General features: G+C 60.6%; 11 protein-coding genes. 4 read left to right on the forward strand and 7 right to left on the reverse strand.

Going from position 1 to position 15,896, the window contains the following annotated elements:
- Positions 1–6 precede the first annotated feature (6 nt).
- The 7 genes from AC788_RS17950 to AC788_RS17980 all read right to left on the reverse strand — a co-directional run bounded on the left by AC788_RS17950 (position 7) and on the right by AC788_RS17980 (position 10,387).
- On the reverse strand, positions 7–1,017 hold the full coding sequence (locus AC788_RS17950; RefSeq protein WP_049861915.1) for an ABC transporter permease subunit: 1,011 nt from the start codon (positions 1,015–1,017) through the stop codon (positions 7–9).
- Positions 1,018–1,093: 76 nt separating this feature from the next.
- Positions 1,094–2,689, reverse strand: a complete 1,596-nt coding sequence (locus tag AC788_RS17955; protein ID WP_049861931.1) for an ABC transporter substrate-binding protein — start codon at positions 2,687–2,689, stop codon at positions 1,094–1,096.
- Positions 2,690–2,761: 72 nt separating this feature from the next.
- Positions 2,762–4,141, reverse strand: a complete 1,380-nt coding sequence (locus AC788_RS17960) for an OprD family porin (RefSeq protein WP_049861916.1) — start codon at positions 4,139–4,141, stop codon at positions 2,762–2,764.
- Between the two features lie 162 nt (positions 4,142–4,303).
- Entirely contained in the window at positions 4,304–5,902 is a 1,599-nt protein-coding gene (locus tag AC788_RS17965) for an ABC transporter substrate-binding protein (protein ID WP_049861917.1), read from the reverse strand.
- A 212-nt stretch (positions 5,903–6,114) separates the two neighbouring features.
- Positions 6,115–7,716, reverse strand: coding sequence for an ABC transporter substrate-binding protein (locus tag AC788_RS17970; RefSeq protein ID WP_049861918.1), 1,602 nt, complete (start codon positions 7,714–7,716; stop codon positions 6,115–6,117).
- A gap of 256 nt (positions 7,717–7,972) precedes the next feature.
- Positions 7,973–9,574 carry an ABC transporter substrate-binding protein gene (locus AC788_RS17975; protein WP_049861919.1) on the reverse strand — a complete coding sequence of 534 codons (1,602 nt, stop codon included), beginning with the start codon at positions 9,572–9,574 and terminating at the stop codon, positions 7,973–7,975.
- Positions 9,575–9,676: 102 nt separating this feature from the next.
- Positions 9,677–10,387: an SIMPL domain-containing protein gene (locus AC788_RS17980; protein ID WP_049861920.1), complete on the reverse strand. Its 711-nt coding sequence runs from the start codon at positions 10,385–10,387 to the stop codon at positions 9,677–9,679.
- 200 nt (positions 10,388–10,587) lie between these two features.
- On the opposite strand from AC788_RS17980, the gene AC788_RS17985 reads away from it, so the two are divergent.
- The 4 genes from AC788_RS17985 to AC788_RS18005 all read left to right on the forward strand — a co-directional run bounded on the left by AC788_RS17985 (position 10,588) and on the right by AC788_RS18005 (position 15,376).
- Complete coding sequence (locus AC788_RS17985) at positions 10,588–11,847, forward strand: ATP-binding protein (RefSeq protein ID WP_049861921.1); 1,260 nt, start codon at positions 10,588–10,590, stop codon at positions 11,845–11,847.
- A complete protein-coding gene (locus AC788_RS17990) occupies positions 11,844–12,404 on the forward strand; it encodes a response regulator transcription factor (RefSeq protein ID WP_049861922.1) in 561 nt (186 codons plus the stop codon). Before AC788_RS17985 ends, AC788_RS17990 begins: the two co-directional genes overlap by 4 nt.
- Before the next feature lie 474 nt (positions 12,405–12,878).
- Complete coding sequence (locus tag AC788_RS18000; RefSeq protein ID WP_152965764.1) at positions 12,879–14,285, forward strand: hypothetical protein; 1,407 nt, start codon at positions 12,879–12,881, stop codon at positions 14,283–14,285.
- Positions 14,286–14,626: 341 nt separating this feature from the next.
- Positions 14,627–15,376 (forward strand): FadR/GntR family transcriptional regulator, encoded by a 750-nt coding sequence (locus AC788_RS18005; RefSeq protein ID WP_049861925.1) that lies wholly within the window; start codon positions 14,627–14,629, stop codon positions 15,374–15,376.
- The last annotated feature ends 520 nt before the right edge of the window (positions 15,377–15,896 follow it).

Genomic DNA, 15,896 nt, shown 5'->3' on the forward strand with positions numbered 1-15,896 from the left:
AGGGTCTCAACGCTGATGACGGATGCGTGGGTTGGCCAGGCCGTAGAGGATATCCACCACGAAGTTGACCAGGATCACCAGGCAGGCGATCAACAGGATGCCGTTCTGCACGACAGGGTAGTCACGGGCGCCGATGGCCTCGATCAGCCACTTGCCGATGCCCGGCCACGAGAAGATGGTTTCGGTCAGGACCGCACCGGCCAGCAAGGTGCCGACCTGCAGGCCGAACACCGTGAGCACGGGAATCAGCGCGTTGCGCAGGCCGTGCACGAACACCACGCGGGTCGGCGACAGGCCCTTGGCGCGGGCGGTGCGCACGTAGTCCTCGCGCAGCACTTCGAGCATCGAGGAACGCGTCATGCGGGCGATCACCGCCAGCGGAATGGTGCCCAGCACGATGGCGGGCAGAATCAGGTGCTGCAGGGCGTCCAGCCAGGCGCCTTCGTCTTCGCTGAACAACGTGTCGATGAGCATGAAGCCGGTTTTGGGCTGGATGTCGTAGAGCAGGTCGATGCGCCCCGACACTGGCGTCCAGCCCAGGGTCACCGAAAAGAACATGATCAGGATCAGGCCCCACCAGAAGATGGGCATGGAATAGCCGGCCAGGGAAATACCCATGACCCCATGGTCGAACAGCGATCCTCGCTTGAGCGCGGCGATCACCCCCGCCAGCAGGCCGAGCACCCCGGCGAAGATCAGCGCGGCGATGGACAGCTCCAGCGTGGCCGGAAACAGTGCAGTGAACTCGGTCCACACGCTCTCGCGCGTACGCAGCGACTCACCCAGGTTGCCCTGGGCGAGATTGCCGATGTAATCCAGGTACTGAGCATACAGGGGCTTGTTCAGACCCAGGCGTTCCATCGCCTGTGCGTGCATTTCGGGGTCGACCCGACGCTCGCCCATCATCACTTCGACAGGGTCACCGGGAATCAGGCGTATCAACGCGAAGGTCAATAGCGTGATGCCGAAGAAAGTGGGGATCAGCAATCCCACACGTCGGGCAATAAAACTAAACATCGTGCGTAGTACCTCATCAGCCGGTTAGGCAAGCCGCGCATCCGCCCGGGTGGGCGCCGATACGCGGCGTCTTTTTCTACTTCACCTGGGTGGTGGCGAAGTTGTTATTGGTCATCGGGCTTATGTGGAAGCCTTCGACGTTCTTGCGCATGGCCGAGAACAGACGTGGATACGCCAGGCTCAACCAAGGTTGCTCTTTGAGAAAAATGACCTGCGCCTGTTCGTAGAACGCCGCGCGTGCTGCCGGTTCAGTGGTTTCGCGGGCCTGGCTGACCAGGGCGTCGAATTCCTTGTTGCACCAGCGCGCGGCGTTTTCGCCGTTCTTCGCTGCTTCGCAGGTAAGGTTCGGGCTGAGGAAGTTGTCCGGGTCGCCGTTGTCGCCGGCCCAACCGTAGAAAGCCAGGTCATGTTCGCCCAGTTTCAGGCGCTTGATCAACTCGCCCCATTCCAGCACGCGGATATCCAGCTTGATGCCAACCTTGGCCAGGTCGGCCTGCAACAGTTGCGCTGCGAGGCTGGAGTTGGGGTTGGTCGGGCTGCTGCCGTTGCGCGCGAAGATGGTGAACGAGGTGCCGTCCGGAACGCCAGCTTCCTTGAGCAGGGCGCGGGCCTTGTCCGGATCGTAGGGCAGGTCTTTGAGGCTGTGGTTGTAGCCCAGCAGCGTGGTCGGGTAGGGCCCCACGCCCGGTGTCGCGTTGCCCTCGCCGAACAGGGTACGAACGAAGGTCTGCTTGTCGAAGGCCATCTGGATGGCCTGGCGCACGCGTACGTCGCTCAGGTATTTGTGGGTGGTGTTGATGGCCACGTAGCTGGTCATCAGGGCGTCCATCTCGGCGATCTTGAGCTGAGGATCGGCCTTGATGCCGGGTACGTCGTCCGGCTTGGGATAGACCGCCACCTGGCATTCGTTGGCACGCAGCTTCTGCGCCCGCACGTTGTTGTCCACCGTGATGGCAAAAATCAGGGGGTCGGCCGGTGGCTTGCCCTTGTAGTAATCGGGGTTGGCCTTGAAGCGAACCTGGGCGTCCTTGCTGTAGCGCACGAACACGAACGGCCCGGTGCCGATCGGCTTGCTGTTCAAGTCGGCGGTCTTGCCGGCCTTGAGCAACTGGTCGGCGTATTCGGCTGAGTAGATCGAGGTGAAGGGCATCGCCATGTCGCGCAGGAACGGCGCTTCGGGACGCTTGAGCACGAAACGCACGGTCATGTCGTCGAGTTTGTCGATGCTCTGGATCAGATCGCCCATGCCCATCGATTCGAAATAGGGATAGCCCATGGTCGACTTGTCATGCCAGGGGTGCTTGGCGTCGAACTGGCGCATGAAGCTCCACAGCACGTCGTCGGCATTCAGTGTGCGGGTCGGCTTGAAGTAGTCGGTGGTGTGGAACTTCACGCCTTCGCGCAGGTGGAACGTGTAGGTCTTGCCGTCTTCACTGATGTCCCAGCTCTTGGCCAGCCCCGGCTGGATGTCGGTGGTGCCCGGCGTGAAGTCGACCAGGCGGTTGAGCACCGTCTCGGCCGAGGCATCGCTCGTGACAGCGCCGGTGTATTGAACGATATCGAAACCTTCGGGGCTGGCTTCGGTGCAGACCACCAGCGGTTTGGCACTGGCGCCCAAGGTCAGGCCGAGCAGGGCGGCTGCCACGGCAGCCTTCAGAGATAGCGTTTTCATCATTGCCCTCGCAATCGCACGTAAGCGTAGCCGCTGACCGGGATTCGTCGAACCCCGGGCAGCGGTTGCCGATCAAAGAATCTGGAACGGAATGGTGGTGACGATGCGCAGCTCGTTGAGGCTGCCATCGACCTGATTGGCGCTGGCGCGGTGGGCACTGTAGGTCGCGCGGATGGTGCTGGCCTTCAACGGCCCGCCCTGCACGGCATACGAGGTGCCGAAGCCGTACTCGTAATGCTTCTCGCCGTCCTGGGCCTGGATGCCATCATAGCCGCCGCCCTTGTAGTGCGTGCCATCGATACCCCAGCCGCGCGCGGTATAGACGCTGAACTTGAGGCCTGGTACGCCATAGCCGGCCATGTCCAGCCCGTAACCGATCTGGAACGATTTTTCGTTCGGGCCGTTGTAGTCGGAAAACAGCGAGTTGGCCAGGAAAATGGCGTTGGTCTCGTGCAGGTAGTCGAAGTATTCGTTGCCGTTCACTTCCTGGAAGGCCAGGGTCAGGCTGTGCGCCTTGTGCGTGGCGGTCAACGACAGGCTGTAGGTGTCGTTGTCGATGGCGCCCATCTTCGAGCTGCCGGCATCCTTGGTCTTGTAGTAGTTGAAACCGGTGGTCAGGCCCAGCACCGAGGCATCGCCCAGTTCATGGGAGGCACCGAAGTAGTACTGGTTCCACACATCCTTGACGTTGGACGCGTACAGGCTGGTGGTCAGGCTTTTCAGCGGCTGGTAGTTGAGGCCGAAGATGTTGACCTGGTCGGTGGTGGTGCCGTCGCCGTACTCGGTCCTGAACTTGCTCAGGCTCTGTTCGGTTCGCGGCGAGACGCGGCTGAAGGTGCCCAGGTCGAAGTCGAGGTTGTCGAACTCGGCGCTGTGCAGGCTGACACCCTCGAAGCTGGAGGGCAGGGCACGGTTGCCGATGAAGGCCAGTACCGGCGTGTTCATCGATTGACGCCCGGCGGTCAGTACGGTGTTGGACACCCGCGCCTTGAGGTTGGCCAGGCCCGCCTTGGTCCACTGGTCGACCACGTCGCCATCGTGATCGGTCAGTGTGCGGTTCCCCCCGCCGGCCACGCGACCTTTGCCCTGCTCCAGCGCCACGGTGTTGTAGGCCGCCACTTCGGTGCTGAACCCCACGGTGCCCTGAGTGAAGCCCGAGGTGTAGTTGACGATGGTGCCCTGAACCCAGGTGTCGCGGCTGCCGGTGCGTTCGGTCACGCCATCGCCCTTGTTGATACCCCAGGTCAGGCCACGCTTGCCCTTCTCCTTGGCGAACCAGTTGCGGGTCGAGCCGGTCAGGCTCGAGTCCTCGATGAAGCCCTTGGCCTCATCCTGTGCGCTGCTGGTCTTGACGGTAAGCGGGATGAACGCCTGGCTGGCTTCATCGGCCAGGACCAGGGGCGCGAACCCGCTCAACGACAAGGTGAAGACTGCTGTCTTGGTAATTTTCAACTGAAGCTCCTTACTTTTTTAGTTTTATGGCCGCGTCTTCTAGTGCGGCTGATGGCCAGTCCATGGCCCGTGATGACAGTTGCAAACGTTTGCTTGCTCTTTTTTGCCAAAAGCTCCCCAAACCCATGGCACGGTCATGGGTGTGGGGAAGGCCTGGTTTATCTAGTCGCGCAGACTCACGCCGCCAAAGTCGTTACGCCCGAACGGGCTGACCTTGAAACCTTCAACCTTGGCGCTGACCGGCTGGTTGACGGTGGAGTGGGCGATCGGGGTGATCGGCACCTGTTGCTTGAGCAACTGCTGGGCCTGACGATAGAGCACGCTGCGCTCTTCGCGGTCGGTGACCCGCTTGGCCTGCTGGACCAGCTTGTCGTAGTCCTGGTTGCACCACATCGAGTAGTTGTTGCTGCCGATGGCGTCGCAGCTGTACAGCGTGCCCAGCCAGTTGTCCGGGTCCCCGTTGTCGCCGGTCCAGCCAATCAGCGAGACGTCGTGTTCGCCGCGTTTGGTGCGGTCCAGGTACTCGCCCCACTCGTAGCTGACGATCTTGACCTTGAGGCCGATCTTGCCCCAGTCGGCCTGCAGCATTTCAGCCATCAGCTTGGCATTGGGGTTGTAGGGGCGCTGCACCGGCATGGCCCACAGGGTGATCTCGGTGCCTTCCTTGACGCCGGCGGCCTGCAGCATCTGCTTGGCTTTCTCCGGATCGAAGGGCGCGTCCTTGATGCTCTCGTCGTAGGACCACTGGGTCGGCGGCATGGCGTTGACGGCCTTCTGCCCGGCACCCTGGTAGACGGCCTTGAGAATGGCGTCCTTGTTCACCGCCATGTCCATGGCCTGGCGAACTTCCAGCTGGTCGAACGGCTTGTGGCGAACGTTGTAGGTGATGTAGCCCAGGTTGTAGCCGGCCTGCTCCATGACCTTGAGCTTGGGGTCGGCCTTGAGGCCTGCAAGGTCTGCGGGGCGTGGGTAGGCGGTGACCTGGCACTCGTTCTTCTTGAGCTTCTGCATGCGCACCGAAGCGTCGGTGTTGATGGCGAAGATCAGCTGGTCGACCTTCACCTGGCTCATGTCCCAGTACTGCGGGTTGGCCTTGTAGCGGATCTGCGAGTCTTTCTGGTAACGCTGGAAGGCGAACGGACCGGTGCCGATCGGCTTCTGGTTGATGTCGCGCATGTTGCCGCTCTTGAGCAACTGCTCGGCGTATTCGGCGGACTGGATGGACGCGAAGTTCATGGCGATGTTCTGCACGAACGCGGCGTCTACTGCGTTGAGGGTGAACACCACGGTGTGGTCGTCGGTTTTCTCGACCTTGGCGATGTTCTTGTCCAGGCTCATGCTGACGAAGTACGGGAACTCGGTCGGGTACGCCTTGCGAAACGGCTGGTTGGGATCGAGCATGCGATTGAAGGTGAACAGCACGTCGTCGGCGTTGAAGTCACGGGTCGGCTTGAACGTTTCGTTGCTGTGGAACTTGACCCCTTCGCGCAGGTGGAAGGTGTAGGTCAAGCCGTCTTCGGAGATGTCCCACTTGGTAGCCAGCGCGGGAATGACGCTGGTGCCGCCTTTTTCAAATTCGGTCAGGCGGTTGTAGATCGGTTGCGCAGCGTCGTTGTCGGTGCCGCTCGTATACTGGGCGATGTCGAAGCCGGCGGGGCTGCCTTCGGAGCAGTACACCAGGCTGTTGGCGGCCTGGCTGAGGCCGACCTGGCCGAGCAGGCCCAGAGCAAGCATGGCGGAGCAAAGCTGGGTATGTCGCATGATAGTCCCTGTCTTGTTGTTTTCCGATCGTGGGGCGCCAGTCCCCTAGCGGGAATACGGCGGCCGTCGCCAAAGGAAGCTAGTCCCATTTGGCGAGGGCGTATGTCGGCGTATTCCGGTAGAGCTGTGGGAAAAATCCTGGCGTTAATGCAAGCGAATGGGCGCTGGACCTGCCGGTCCATCGCCCGCTTCCATTAGGGGAGGTGCCTGGTTCAGTCCTTCACGCCCACGCCATAGAACGAGTTCAAGCCAAAGGGGCTGATCTTGAAGTCGGTGACCTTGGCGCTCATGGGCTGGTAGACCGTGGAGTGCGCGATCGGGGTGATCGGCACCTGCTGCTTGAGGCGCACCTGGGCCTGTTTGTACAGCTCGGTGCGCTTGGCCTGATCGGGCGTGGCCTTGGCGGTCTTGATCAACTGGTCGTAGTCCTTGTCGCACCACTTCGAGAAGTTGTTGCCGTTCACCGCATCGCAACCGTACAGGGTGCCCAGCCAGTTGTCCGGGTCACCGTTGTCGCCGCTCCAGCCGATCAGCATGGCATCGGTCTCGCCGGCCTTGGCGCGCTTGAGGTATTCACCCCACTCGTAGCTGACGATCTTGGCCTTGATACCCACCTTGGCCCAGTCCGACTGCAGCATTTCGGCCATCAGCTTGGCGTTGGGGTTGTAGGGACGCTGCACCGGCATGGCCCACAGGGTGATCTCGGTGCCTTCCTTGACGCCGGCTTCCTTGAGCAGCTTCTTGGCCTCTTCCACGTTGTAGCCGGCGTCCTTGATGCTCGTGTCATAGGACCATTGGGTCGGCGGCATGGCGTTGACGGCCAATTGACCGGCGCCCTGGTACACGGCCTCGATGATGCTCTGCTTGTTCACCGCCATGTCCAGCGCCTGGCGAACCTTGAGGTTGCCCAGTGGTTCGTGGGTGACGTTGTAGGCGATGTAGCCCAGGTTGAAGCCAGCCTGGTCGGGCATCTGCAGGTTCTTGTCTTCCTTGAGCGGCTTGAGATCGGCTGGACGTGGATAGACGCTGACCTGGCATTCGTTCTTCTTGAGCTTCTGCATACGCACGGATGCATCGGTGGTGATGGCGAAGATCAGGTTGTCGATCTTCACGTCAGCCGGGTTCCAGTAGTCCTTGTTGCCCTTGTAGCGAATCTGCGCGTCTTTCTGATAGCGATTGAACACGAACGGGCCGGTGCCGATAGGCTTCTGGTTGATGTCGGCGGCCTTGCCCTGCTTGAGCAGCTGGGCGGCGTATTCGGCGGACTGGATCGAAGCGAAGCTCATGGCCATGTTCTGGATGAACGCGGCGTCGACCGTCTTCAAGGTGAAGCGGACGGTGTGATCGTCGAGCTTCTCGATGTTGGTGATGTTCTCGTCCATGCCCATGTCGGTGAAGTACGGGAACTCGGTCGGATAGGCTTTGCGGAACGGCATGTTCTTGTCGATCATGCGGTTGAAAGTGAACAGCACGTCATCGGCGTTGAATTCACGGGACGGCTTGAAGTAGTCGGTGGTGTGGAACTTGACCCCTTCGCGCAGGTGGAAGGTGTAGGTCAGGGCGTCTTCGGAGATGTCCCAGCTGGTGGCCAGACCCGGGATGACTGCGGTGCCGCCACGCTCGAACTGGCTCAGACGGTTGAAGACGGTTTCTGCCGAAGCGTCGAAATCCGTACCACTGGTATACAGCGCCGGGTCAAAACCCGCCGGACTGCCTTCAGAGCAGAATACAAGGTTGCTCGCAGCATGGGCGAAAGGGGCGCTGGCGAGCAGGCCGGCCCCGACGATGAACGGAATGACCGCGGTTTTGAGCATGGTGGCCTCAGTTGTTGTCATTTTAAGAATGAGGGCGACCTTGTGAGTCGACCTGGCCGATACTTATGCAGGCGGCATACCCAAATCAACTGTTTGCGGTGTATCGCACCTGAAACGGTGGGACGGGCGTACACGAATGTCGCATCGATGTAAGTTTTTCGGTAGTTGAACGCATGTTCAACTACATTTTGCCGCTCAATGCACACTTATCGACCCCATTGCACCACGATGACGCACTGCAATGGGGCGTTCGGTATCACTGCGAAAGGCTGACACCATAGAAGGGCGTCAGGCCGAAGGGGCTGATGCGGAAATCCTGGACTTCCTTGCGCATGGGTTGGAAGACCGTGGAGTTTGCGATCGGTGTGATCGGCACTTGTTGCTTGAGTATCGCCTGCGCCTGCTGGTACAGCTTCACGCGTTCATCGCGATCGCTGCTCAGTTTGGCCTGCTGGATCAGCTTGTCGTAGGCCGGATCGCACCATTTGGCGTAGTTGCTGCCCTTGACCGCCGCGCAGCTGTAGAGCACGCCGAGCCAGTTGTCCGGATCGCCATTGTCGCCGGTCCAGCCGTAGATCATGGTGTCGTGCTCGCCATTCTTGGCGCGCTTGATGTACTCGCCCCATTCATAACTGACGATGTTGGCCTTGATGCCGATCTTGGCCCAGTCGTTCTGGATCATCTGCGCCGACATGCGTGCATTGGGATTGGATGCGCGCTGCACCGTCATGGCCCACAGATCAATGGTCGTGCCCTCTTTTATTCCGGCTTCCTTGAGCAGGGCTCGGGCCTTGGTAATGTCGTGGGGCGCGTCCTTGATTCGGGTGTCATAGGACCATTGCGCAGGGGGCAGAGCGTTCTGCGCCAACTGACCGGCGCTCTGATACACCGCCTTGATGATGGCCGGCTTGTCGATCGCCATGTCCAGGGCTTGACGCACCTTGAGCTGGTCGAGCGGCGGATGGGTCACGTTGTAGGCCAGAAAACCCAGGTTGAAGCCCGGCTGGCTGAGCACGCGCAGGTTGGGGTCCTGTTTCATCACGTCGATGTCGGCAGGCCGTGGATAGCCACTGACCTGGCATTCGCCAGCCTTCAGCTTCTGCAGGCGCACCGCAGCATCGGTACTGATGGAGAAGATCAGGTTGTCGAGCTTGACGTCCTCGGGTTTCCAGTACGCCTTGTTGGCGGTGTAGCGGATCTGCGAATCCTTCTGGTAGCGCTTGAACACGAACGGGCCGGTGCCGATGGGTTTCTGGTTGATGTCGGCGGCCTTGCCCTGCTTGAGCAACTGGTCGGCGTATTCGACGGACTGCACCGAAGCGAAACTCATCGCCAGGTTCTGCACGAAGGCGGCGTCGACGGTGTTCAGGGTGAAGACCACGGTATGCGGGTCTTGTTTGCTGACCGTCTTGATGTTGGTGTTCAGGCCCATGTCGGTGAAATAGGGCGATTCCGAAGGGTACGCCTTGCGGAATGGATGCTCGGGGTCGAGCAGGCGCTGGAAGGTGAACAGCACGTCGTCCGCGTTGAAATCGCGGGTGGGCGTGAAGTAGTCGGTGGTGTGGAACTTGACGCCTTCGCGCAGGTGAAAGGTGTAGGTCAAGCCGTCCGGGGAGACGTCCCAGGAAGTGGCCAGCCCCGGTTCGACTTCGGTGCCGCCGCGCTTGAACTGGGTCATGCGATTGAAGACGGTTTCCGCCGAGGCGTCAAAATCGGTACCACTGGTGTACTGGCTGGGATCGAAACCGGCAGGGCTGGCTTCGGAGCAGTACACCAGCGTACTCGCGGCCTGGGCCATGGGCATCCCGGCGCACAGGGCGGCGGTAAGGAGCAGGGGCTTGAAGGCGGGGATATCCATATTGGGCCTCGATAGACGAAGGGAGGGACTCGGGGAGTGATGTTTGCGGACAGAATCCGTCCTGCGGGAGCGGATTCTGCCTTTGACGAAAGCGTCAGCCTATCAAGGCATCACGACTTCGATGACGCCGTCGGCATTGATGCTGACCTCGCTGGTGCCCGCTTCTACGTCCGGGGTCACTGGAGCCGCGTCGGCGCGAGCGGCCTTCATCATCATCGGCGCCGAGGCGTAGGGGCGAGGGTAGCCAGCGCTGTTGAGGTTGAGGTTGACCACCTTGTAGCTCTTGCCGCCCAGGGCGTCGGTGGCCAGTTGCGCGCGGGCTTTGAACGCAGCCACGGCTTCCTTGAGCAGGGCGTCTTCGCTCTGCTTGCGGGTCTTGTCGGCGATGGAGAAGTCCATGGCGCCCATCTTCAGGCTCTGCAGCAGTTCGCCGGTGAGTTTGGACAGGGCCGGGAAGTCGGCGCTTTCCAGGCGCACTTCGGCGCGCTCGCGCCAGCCGGTGATGGTCTGGCCCTTGTCATCGTAGATCGGATAGCTGTTGCGACTGCCCTGGCGGACGATCACGCCTTTGACTTCGCGAGCCTGGGCCAGGGCCTTGTTCAACGTGTCGCTGATACCGGCGGCCAGCTTGGCCGGGTCGGCATTCTGCTCCTCGCTGTAGAGAGTCACGAGCATCAGGTCGCGAGGCACTTCCTGGCTGACCTCGGCACGCAGGGAAATCTGGTTGTAGCGGGCCTCGTCGGCCAGGGCAGGGAGGCTGGACAACAGGCTTGCGCCAAGGACCAGGGCGGCGCTGCGGGTGATGACGGGCATGGAAAACTCCTTGTTGTAGGTGCTGCGTAAGACTGGCCAGGCCGGATGCGGTTCCTGAGGGGGCTGGATGGACAGGTTACCTTTTACGATAAACCGGAGGCCGGCACTTGCGACGCGGTCATTTGCCGCACTTTTCGCTGCCAGCGCGCCGAGTTGGTTATACTTGCACCGATCCGCCTGCAGCGCTCACTGGAGAGCAAATGCTCGCCCACCCTATGCCTCTTTCCGCTTCACGCCAGAACCTCTGGCGCCTGACCTTCATCCGCACGCTGGTACTGGCCGCGCAGGCCGGCTCGGTTGGCTTCGCCTACCTCACGCACCTGTTGCCCTTGCCTTGGCTGGCGTTGAGCACCACCCTGGCGGTGTCGGCCATACTCTGCGCGCTGACCGTGCTGCGCCTGCGCTTCTCTTTGCCGGTCACCGAACTTGAATACGCCTTGCAACTGGCCTGCGACCTGCTCATCCACAGCGTCCTGCTGTATTACTCGGGCGGCGGCGCCAACCCGTTCGTTTCCTATTACCTGGTGCCGCTGACCATTGCCGCCGTGACCCTGCCGTGGGTCTATTCCCTGGTGCTGTCCGGGATCGCCCTGGCGTGCTACACCTTCATGCTGGCGCATTTCTACCCGCTCGACGCCTTGCCGATCGGCCGGGAAAACCTGCAGATATACGGCATGTGGTTGAGCTTTGCCCTGGCGGCTTCGGTAATCACCTTCTTCGCCGCCAAGATGGCCGAAGAGCTGCGCCGGCAGGAACAACTGCGCGCGCAGCGCCGCGAAGAGGGTCTGCGTGACCAGCAACTGCTGGCCGTGGCTACCGAGGCCGCCGGTGCCGCCCATGAATTGGGTACGCCACTGGCCACCATGAGCGTGCTGCTCAAGGAGATGCGCCAGGACCATCCCCAGCCCGAACTGCAGGAAGACCTGCAGGTGCTGCAGGATCAGGTCAAGCTGTGCAAGGAAACCCTGCAGCAGCTGGTGCGCGCCGCCGAGGCCAATCGGCGCATGGCTGTGGTCGATCAACCCGTGACCGCCTGGCTCGACGAGGCCCTGAATCGCTGGCACCTGATGCGTCCCGAATCCAGCTATCGCTTCCACCGCCAGGGCCAGGGCGAGGTTCCCCATCTGGCGCCGCCGCCGGATCTGACCCAGGCGCTGCTCAACCTGCTCAACAACGCCGCCGATGCCTGCCCCGACAACCTCGAGGTCAGGCTGGACTGGGACAGCGTTGACATTTTCATCTCGATCCGCGACCACGGAGCGGGTGTTCCCCTGGCGATTGCCGAGCAGATCGGCAAGCCGTTCTTCACCACAAAGGGCAAAGGCTTCGGCCTCGGCCTGTTCTTGAGCAAAGCCAGCGTGACTCGCGCCGGCGGCTCGGTAAAACTCTATAGTCATGAAGAGGGCGGCACGCTCACCGAGCTGCGTCTGCCCCGTGGCGTCCGAGGAGATGATCGATGACTGACGAACACCAAGTCGAAGGCGAAGAACTGCCACATTTGTTGTTGGTAGATGATGACGCCACCTTCACCCGCGTCATGGCCCGCGCCATGAGCCGCCGAGGCTTTCGCGTGAGTACCGCGGGCAGCGCCGAGGAAGGCTTGAAGCTGGCCCAGGACGACATCCCGGACTACGCCGCACTGGACCTTAAAATGGAAGGCGATTCGGGCCTGGTGCTGCTGCCCAAGCTGCTGGAGCTGGACCCGGAGATGCGTGTGGTGATCCTCACCGGCTATTCCAGCATCGCGACCGCAGTGGAGGCGATCAAGCGTGGCGCCTGCAACTACCTGTGCAAGCCGGCCGATGCCGACGACGTGCTGGCTGCGCTGTCGGCCGAACACGCCGACCTCGATACCCTGGTGCCGGAAAACCCCATGTCGGTGGACCGTCTGCAATGGGAGCACATCCAGCGGGTGCTCACCGAGCACGAAGGCAACATTTCCGCCACGGCGCGGGCGTTGGGTATGCACCGACGCACCCTGCAACGCAAATTGCAGAAGCGTCCGGTTCGGCGCTGAATCTGCGGCCACCTGGTGTGCGCAATGGCCCAGCGGTGTGATCATCGTGTGGGCCTTTTTTTCGAAGAAATGCTTGTTTTGTCGGCGTGATCGATCCGTGCGCGTTGATCCATCTCCAAACCGCGTGCCGTAAACCCGGCAACGCACTTTGCTACCGTGGATGAATGGGTGCAGTGCGGTCTATAAAAATGAAGCAATTGCAGGGTGTTTGAAGTGTAATTAGTTGTTCATCAGCTAATGCCTCGTATCAAAAGATACATAACTAAATTCCCTTGAGTTTCTCTTCTGCTTGGCTACAGTTATCTATGCGGTAGCGGACTTACTCATCAAGTATTCAGTTCTGTTGGGTTTCCGTCTTTCAATCATCTCGTTCAGGAGTGATGCTGAAAGTTCGTGGCGCCCTGAGACAGCTAGTCAGGACGATTGCCTTGCGGCGACGACAAGTGCGTCATGGGCGGGAGGTATCAATAGCATATGAGTAATCAACACTCTGCAGAGCTATACCCAGGTGAGCCCGATCTGGAGTTTGGGCCCGATAAAACCGGCAAGGTCGTTCTTGGTCGGGAGAATCCAGACTATAGTGGTACTCGTCTCTATGATGTCGTCGCAGGACCGGATGGAACGCTGTATGCGGGAGGCGTCGGTGGAAATTTCCCCAGGGATACTGAAGAATATATTGTGTACGCCGTAAAGAAAAATGGCGAGCCTGATGGGTCGTTCAGTCAAAACGGTAAATTGACTGGGCAGTTTCACAAGCAGGAAGGTGTGGATATAAAGTCCGCTATCCATAGAGTATTTTATATTGAGGCGCAAGGCAGCACGCCAGCTAAATTGCTGATGTTGGGAACAGTAGGTATCCCTATTGGCAATGATATAGGCTTGTACCCTGCCTTGGCGCGCTACACGCTGGATGGCCAACTGGACGCAACGTTCGGGGAGTTGGGGACGGGGACGGCTATTTTCGCGGGGCTGGAGGGCAGTCAATGGGATAAAGGGGCAACTCAAGGAGTGCTTGGGAGCGAGGCCGAAGCTGCACCGGCACCCGGCATCGTTCGCCCGCCGCCAAACTACCTCACCGGGCTGCGTTACAATGATCGAATCTACATCGCCCTCCCAGCTATAGCATTTGGTCATGCGATCATCAGTTTTTTTGATGACGGACGTGTCGATTGGAGTTTCGGTACTGACGGCATATTGAAGCTCTATGATTTGAGCGCTCCAAAACCAGGCATGCCCGTAGGTGCCGAGATAAAAGCTATTTACCCGTCGGACGGGAAACTGCTGTTGGCTGGACAGCTTTATAAGGAGGGGATGGTACCGTATGCTGGATTCGTGAGAATTACGCTTGAAGGTCTTATAGACACGAGCTTTGGACAGGAAGGTTTTCAGTTCGGGCCCGGGGTGCAATACGAGTTGGTGCAGGATGTTATCTCCGCATTCGGCAGAAACTTTTTGACTGCGGGCATGGGGCGGGATCCGGAATTCTCTAATTGCTCGGTTTACGCGATCGATCAGAATGGATTGCCTGATCCTGATTTTAATAGTGGGGCTGTACTGGCTGTGCCTCCGGCTCCTTCCCCAGGCACTTATCTGCAGCTATGGGATTTCGGTGATCGTGTTTTGGCGCATGGAAGGTACATTGAATCCTCTACGGATTTCGATTGCTTGCTATTGGCGCGGTTTCTTCCAGATGGCGCCTTGGATAAAAGCTTTGGTCTGCCCAACTCGGAAGGTGAGGGGGCTGGCTGGCAGGTTTACCCTTTGGAATACATGTCCGAGATAGGGCGAATGGCTGTGGTAGACGATCGTCTCTATGTGACAGGTATGATCCGTGGAGGACCTCAATCTGGATTTGCGTGCGTGGCTTGTCTCAAAGCATAAGATGCCCAGGCCCGCTTGTCCGTTATTCTGGCCCGCTCGCTCTTCACTCCGCTACCAGGGGAGGGGAGCGAGGCGAGCTCGTTATAGCTGGCTTGAGCATTTTGATTCGCCATATTTTGGTGTGTTTCGACCATCCGCCCAGGATAGATGCGTGATCTCTCATCGATGTAGATATCTCGGTGATCGCCAAACATTGGGGCTCGTTGAGCCGTTTCAGAACTACTTCTCCCTGATCCACTGTTGCTTTATGAACTCGAGTGGCTCCACTCATAGCGTGATCGTACAACCAGCTTGGGCTATGATGTGCACCTCACCGCCCGTTTTCGAGACAACTGTTGACTATGGACAATCTGAGCGCCGCCCCACGCGCCCGTCGCAAACCGCGCAGCCTGGCCCAGGAACTGGTGGCCGTGCTGACCCAGCGTATTCTTGATGGCGAACTCAAGCGGGGCGACAAACTGCCTACCGAGTCGGCCATCATGGAAGAGCAGGGCGTCAGCCGAACGGTGGTGCGCGAAGCCATTTCCCGGCTGCAGGCGGCGGGGCAGGTCGAGACCCGTCACGGCATCGGCACCTTCGTGCTGGACACGCCGAGCCCGAGTGGCTTTCGCATCGATCCGGCGACCATCGTCACCTTGCGCGACGTGCTCGCGGTGCTCGAGTTGCGCATCAGCCTGGAAGTGGAGTCCGCCGGTCTGGCTGCCAGCCGACGCTCCGACGAACAGCTGGCGGCCATGCGCGCGGCGCTCGATGCGCTGAACGAAAGCGCGGCCCATGCCAGTGACGCCGTGGCATCCGATTTCCAGTTCCACCTGCAGATCGCCTTGTCCACTGGTAACCGGTACTTCACCGACATCATGACGCACCTGGGCACCAGCATCATTCCCCGTACCCGGCTGAATTCGGCGCGCTTGGCGCACGACGACCAGCAGCACTACATGACCCGGCTCAGCCGCGAGCACGAGGAAATCTACGACGCCATTGCCCGTCAGGATTCCGATGCGGCACGCGCCGCCATGCGCCTGCACCTGACCAACAGCCGCGAGCGCCTGCGCCAAGCCCACCAGGAAGCCGAAGCCGGCAGGGTCTGATCACCCCAAAGTGATTGCCTGACACCCCGCGGTGCACCTGACGCGGCTCGCGCCGCTGCTACAGAAGTACCGCACCCCTGTAGCAGCGGCGCAAGCCGCGTCGGCGGCCAAGGTGATCTGTCTGATACCCCGCGGTGAAGCCTGACGCGGCTTGCGCCGCTGCTACAGCAGTACCGCAACCCCTGGAGCCGCGGCGCGAGCCGCGTCGGCGGACAAGGTGATCTGCCTGATCCCCCGCGGTGAAGCCTGACGCGGCTCGCGCCGCTGCTACAGAAGTACCGCACCCCTGTAACAGCGGCGCAAGCCGCGTCGGCGGACAAGGTGATCTGTCTGATACCCCGCGGTGAAGCCTGACGCGGCTCGCGCCGCTGCTACAGCAGTACCGCGATCCCTGTAGCAGCGGCGCAAGCCGCGTCGGCGGCCAAGATCTGTCTGATACCCCGCGGTGGACGCTTCCTGCGCGCGCGCGGCAGCCGACCGCACACACCACACCCCACTAGACGCCTCACGCGCCTCGCCC

This window comes from Pseudomonas sp. RIT-PI-a (assembly GCF_001187875.1).
Lineage (GTDB): Bacteria > Pseudomonadota > Gammaproteobacteria > Pseudomonadales > Pseudomonadaceae > Aquipseudomonas > Aquipseudomonas coleopterorum.

Bases quoted from the DNA above. Each gene is read 5' to 3' on its own strand.
- AC788_RS17975 (WP_049861919.1), bottom strand. From the start codon at position 9,574: ATGGATATCCCCGCCTTCAAGCCCCTGCTCCTTACCGCCGCCCTGTGC.
- AC788_RS17990 (WP_049861922.1), top strand. From the start codon at position 11,844: ATGACTGACGAACACCAAGTCGAAGGCGAAGAACTGCCACATTTGTTG.
- AC788_RS17950 (WP_049861915.1), bottom strand. From the start codon at position 1,017: ATGTTTAGTTTTATTGCCCGACGTGTGGGATTGCTGATCCCCACTTTC.
- AC788_RS17965 (WP_049861917.1), bottom strand. From the start codon at position 5,902: ATGCGACATACCCAGCTTTGCTCCGCCATGCTTGCTCTGGGCCTGCTC.
- AC788_RS17970 (WP_049861918.1), bottom strand. From the start codon at position 7,716: ATGCTCAAAACCGCGGTCATTCCGTTCATCGTCGGGGCCGGCCTGCTC.
- AC788_RS18000 (WP_152965764.1), top strand. From the start codon at position 12,879: ATGAGTAATCAACACTCTGCAGAGCTATACCCAGGTGAGCCCGATCTG.
- AC788_RS17985 (WP_049861921.1), top strand. From the start codon at position 10,588: ATGCTCGCCCACCCTATGCCTCTTTCCGCTTCACGCCAGAACCTCTGG.
- AC788_RS17980 (WP_049861920.1), bottom strand. From the start codon at position 10,387: ATGCCCGTCATCACCCGCAGCGCCGCCCTGGTCCTTGGCGCAAGCCTG.
- AC788_RS18005 (WP_049861925.1), top strand. From the start codon at position 14,627: ATGGACAATCTGAGCGCCGCCCCACGCGCCCGTCGCAAACCGCGCAGC.
- AC788_RS17955 (WP_049861931.1), bottom strand. From the start codon at position 2,689: ATGAAAACGCTATCTCTGAAGGCTGCCGTGGCAGCCGCCCTGCTCGGC.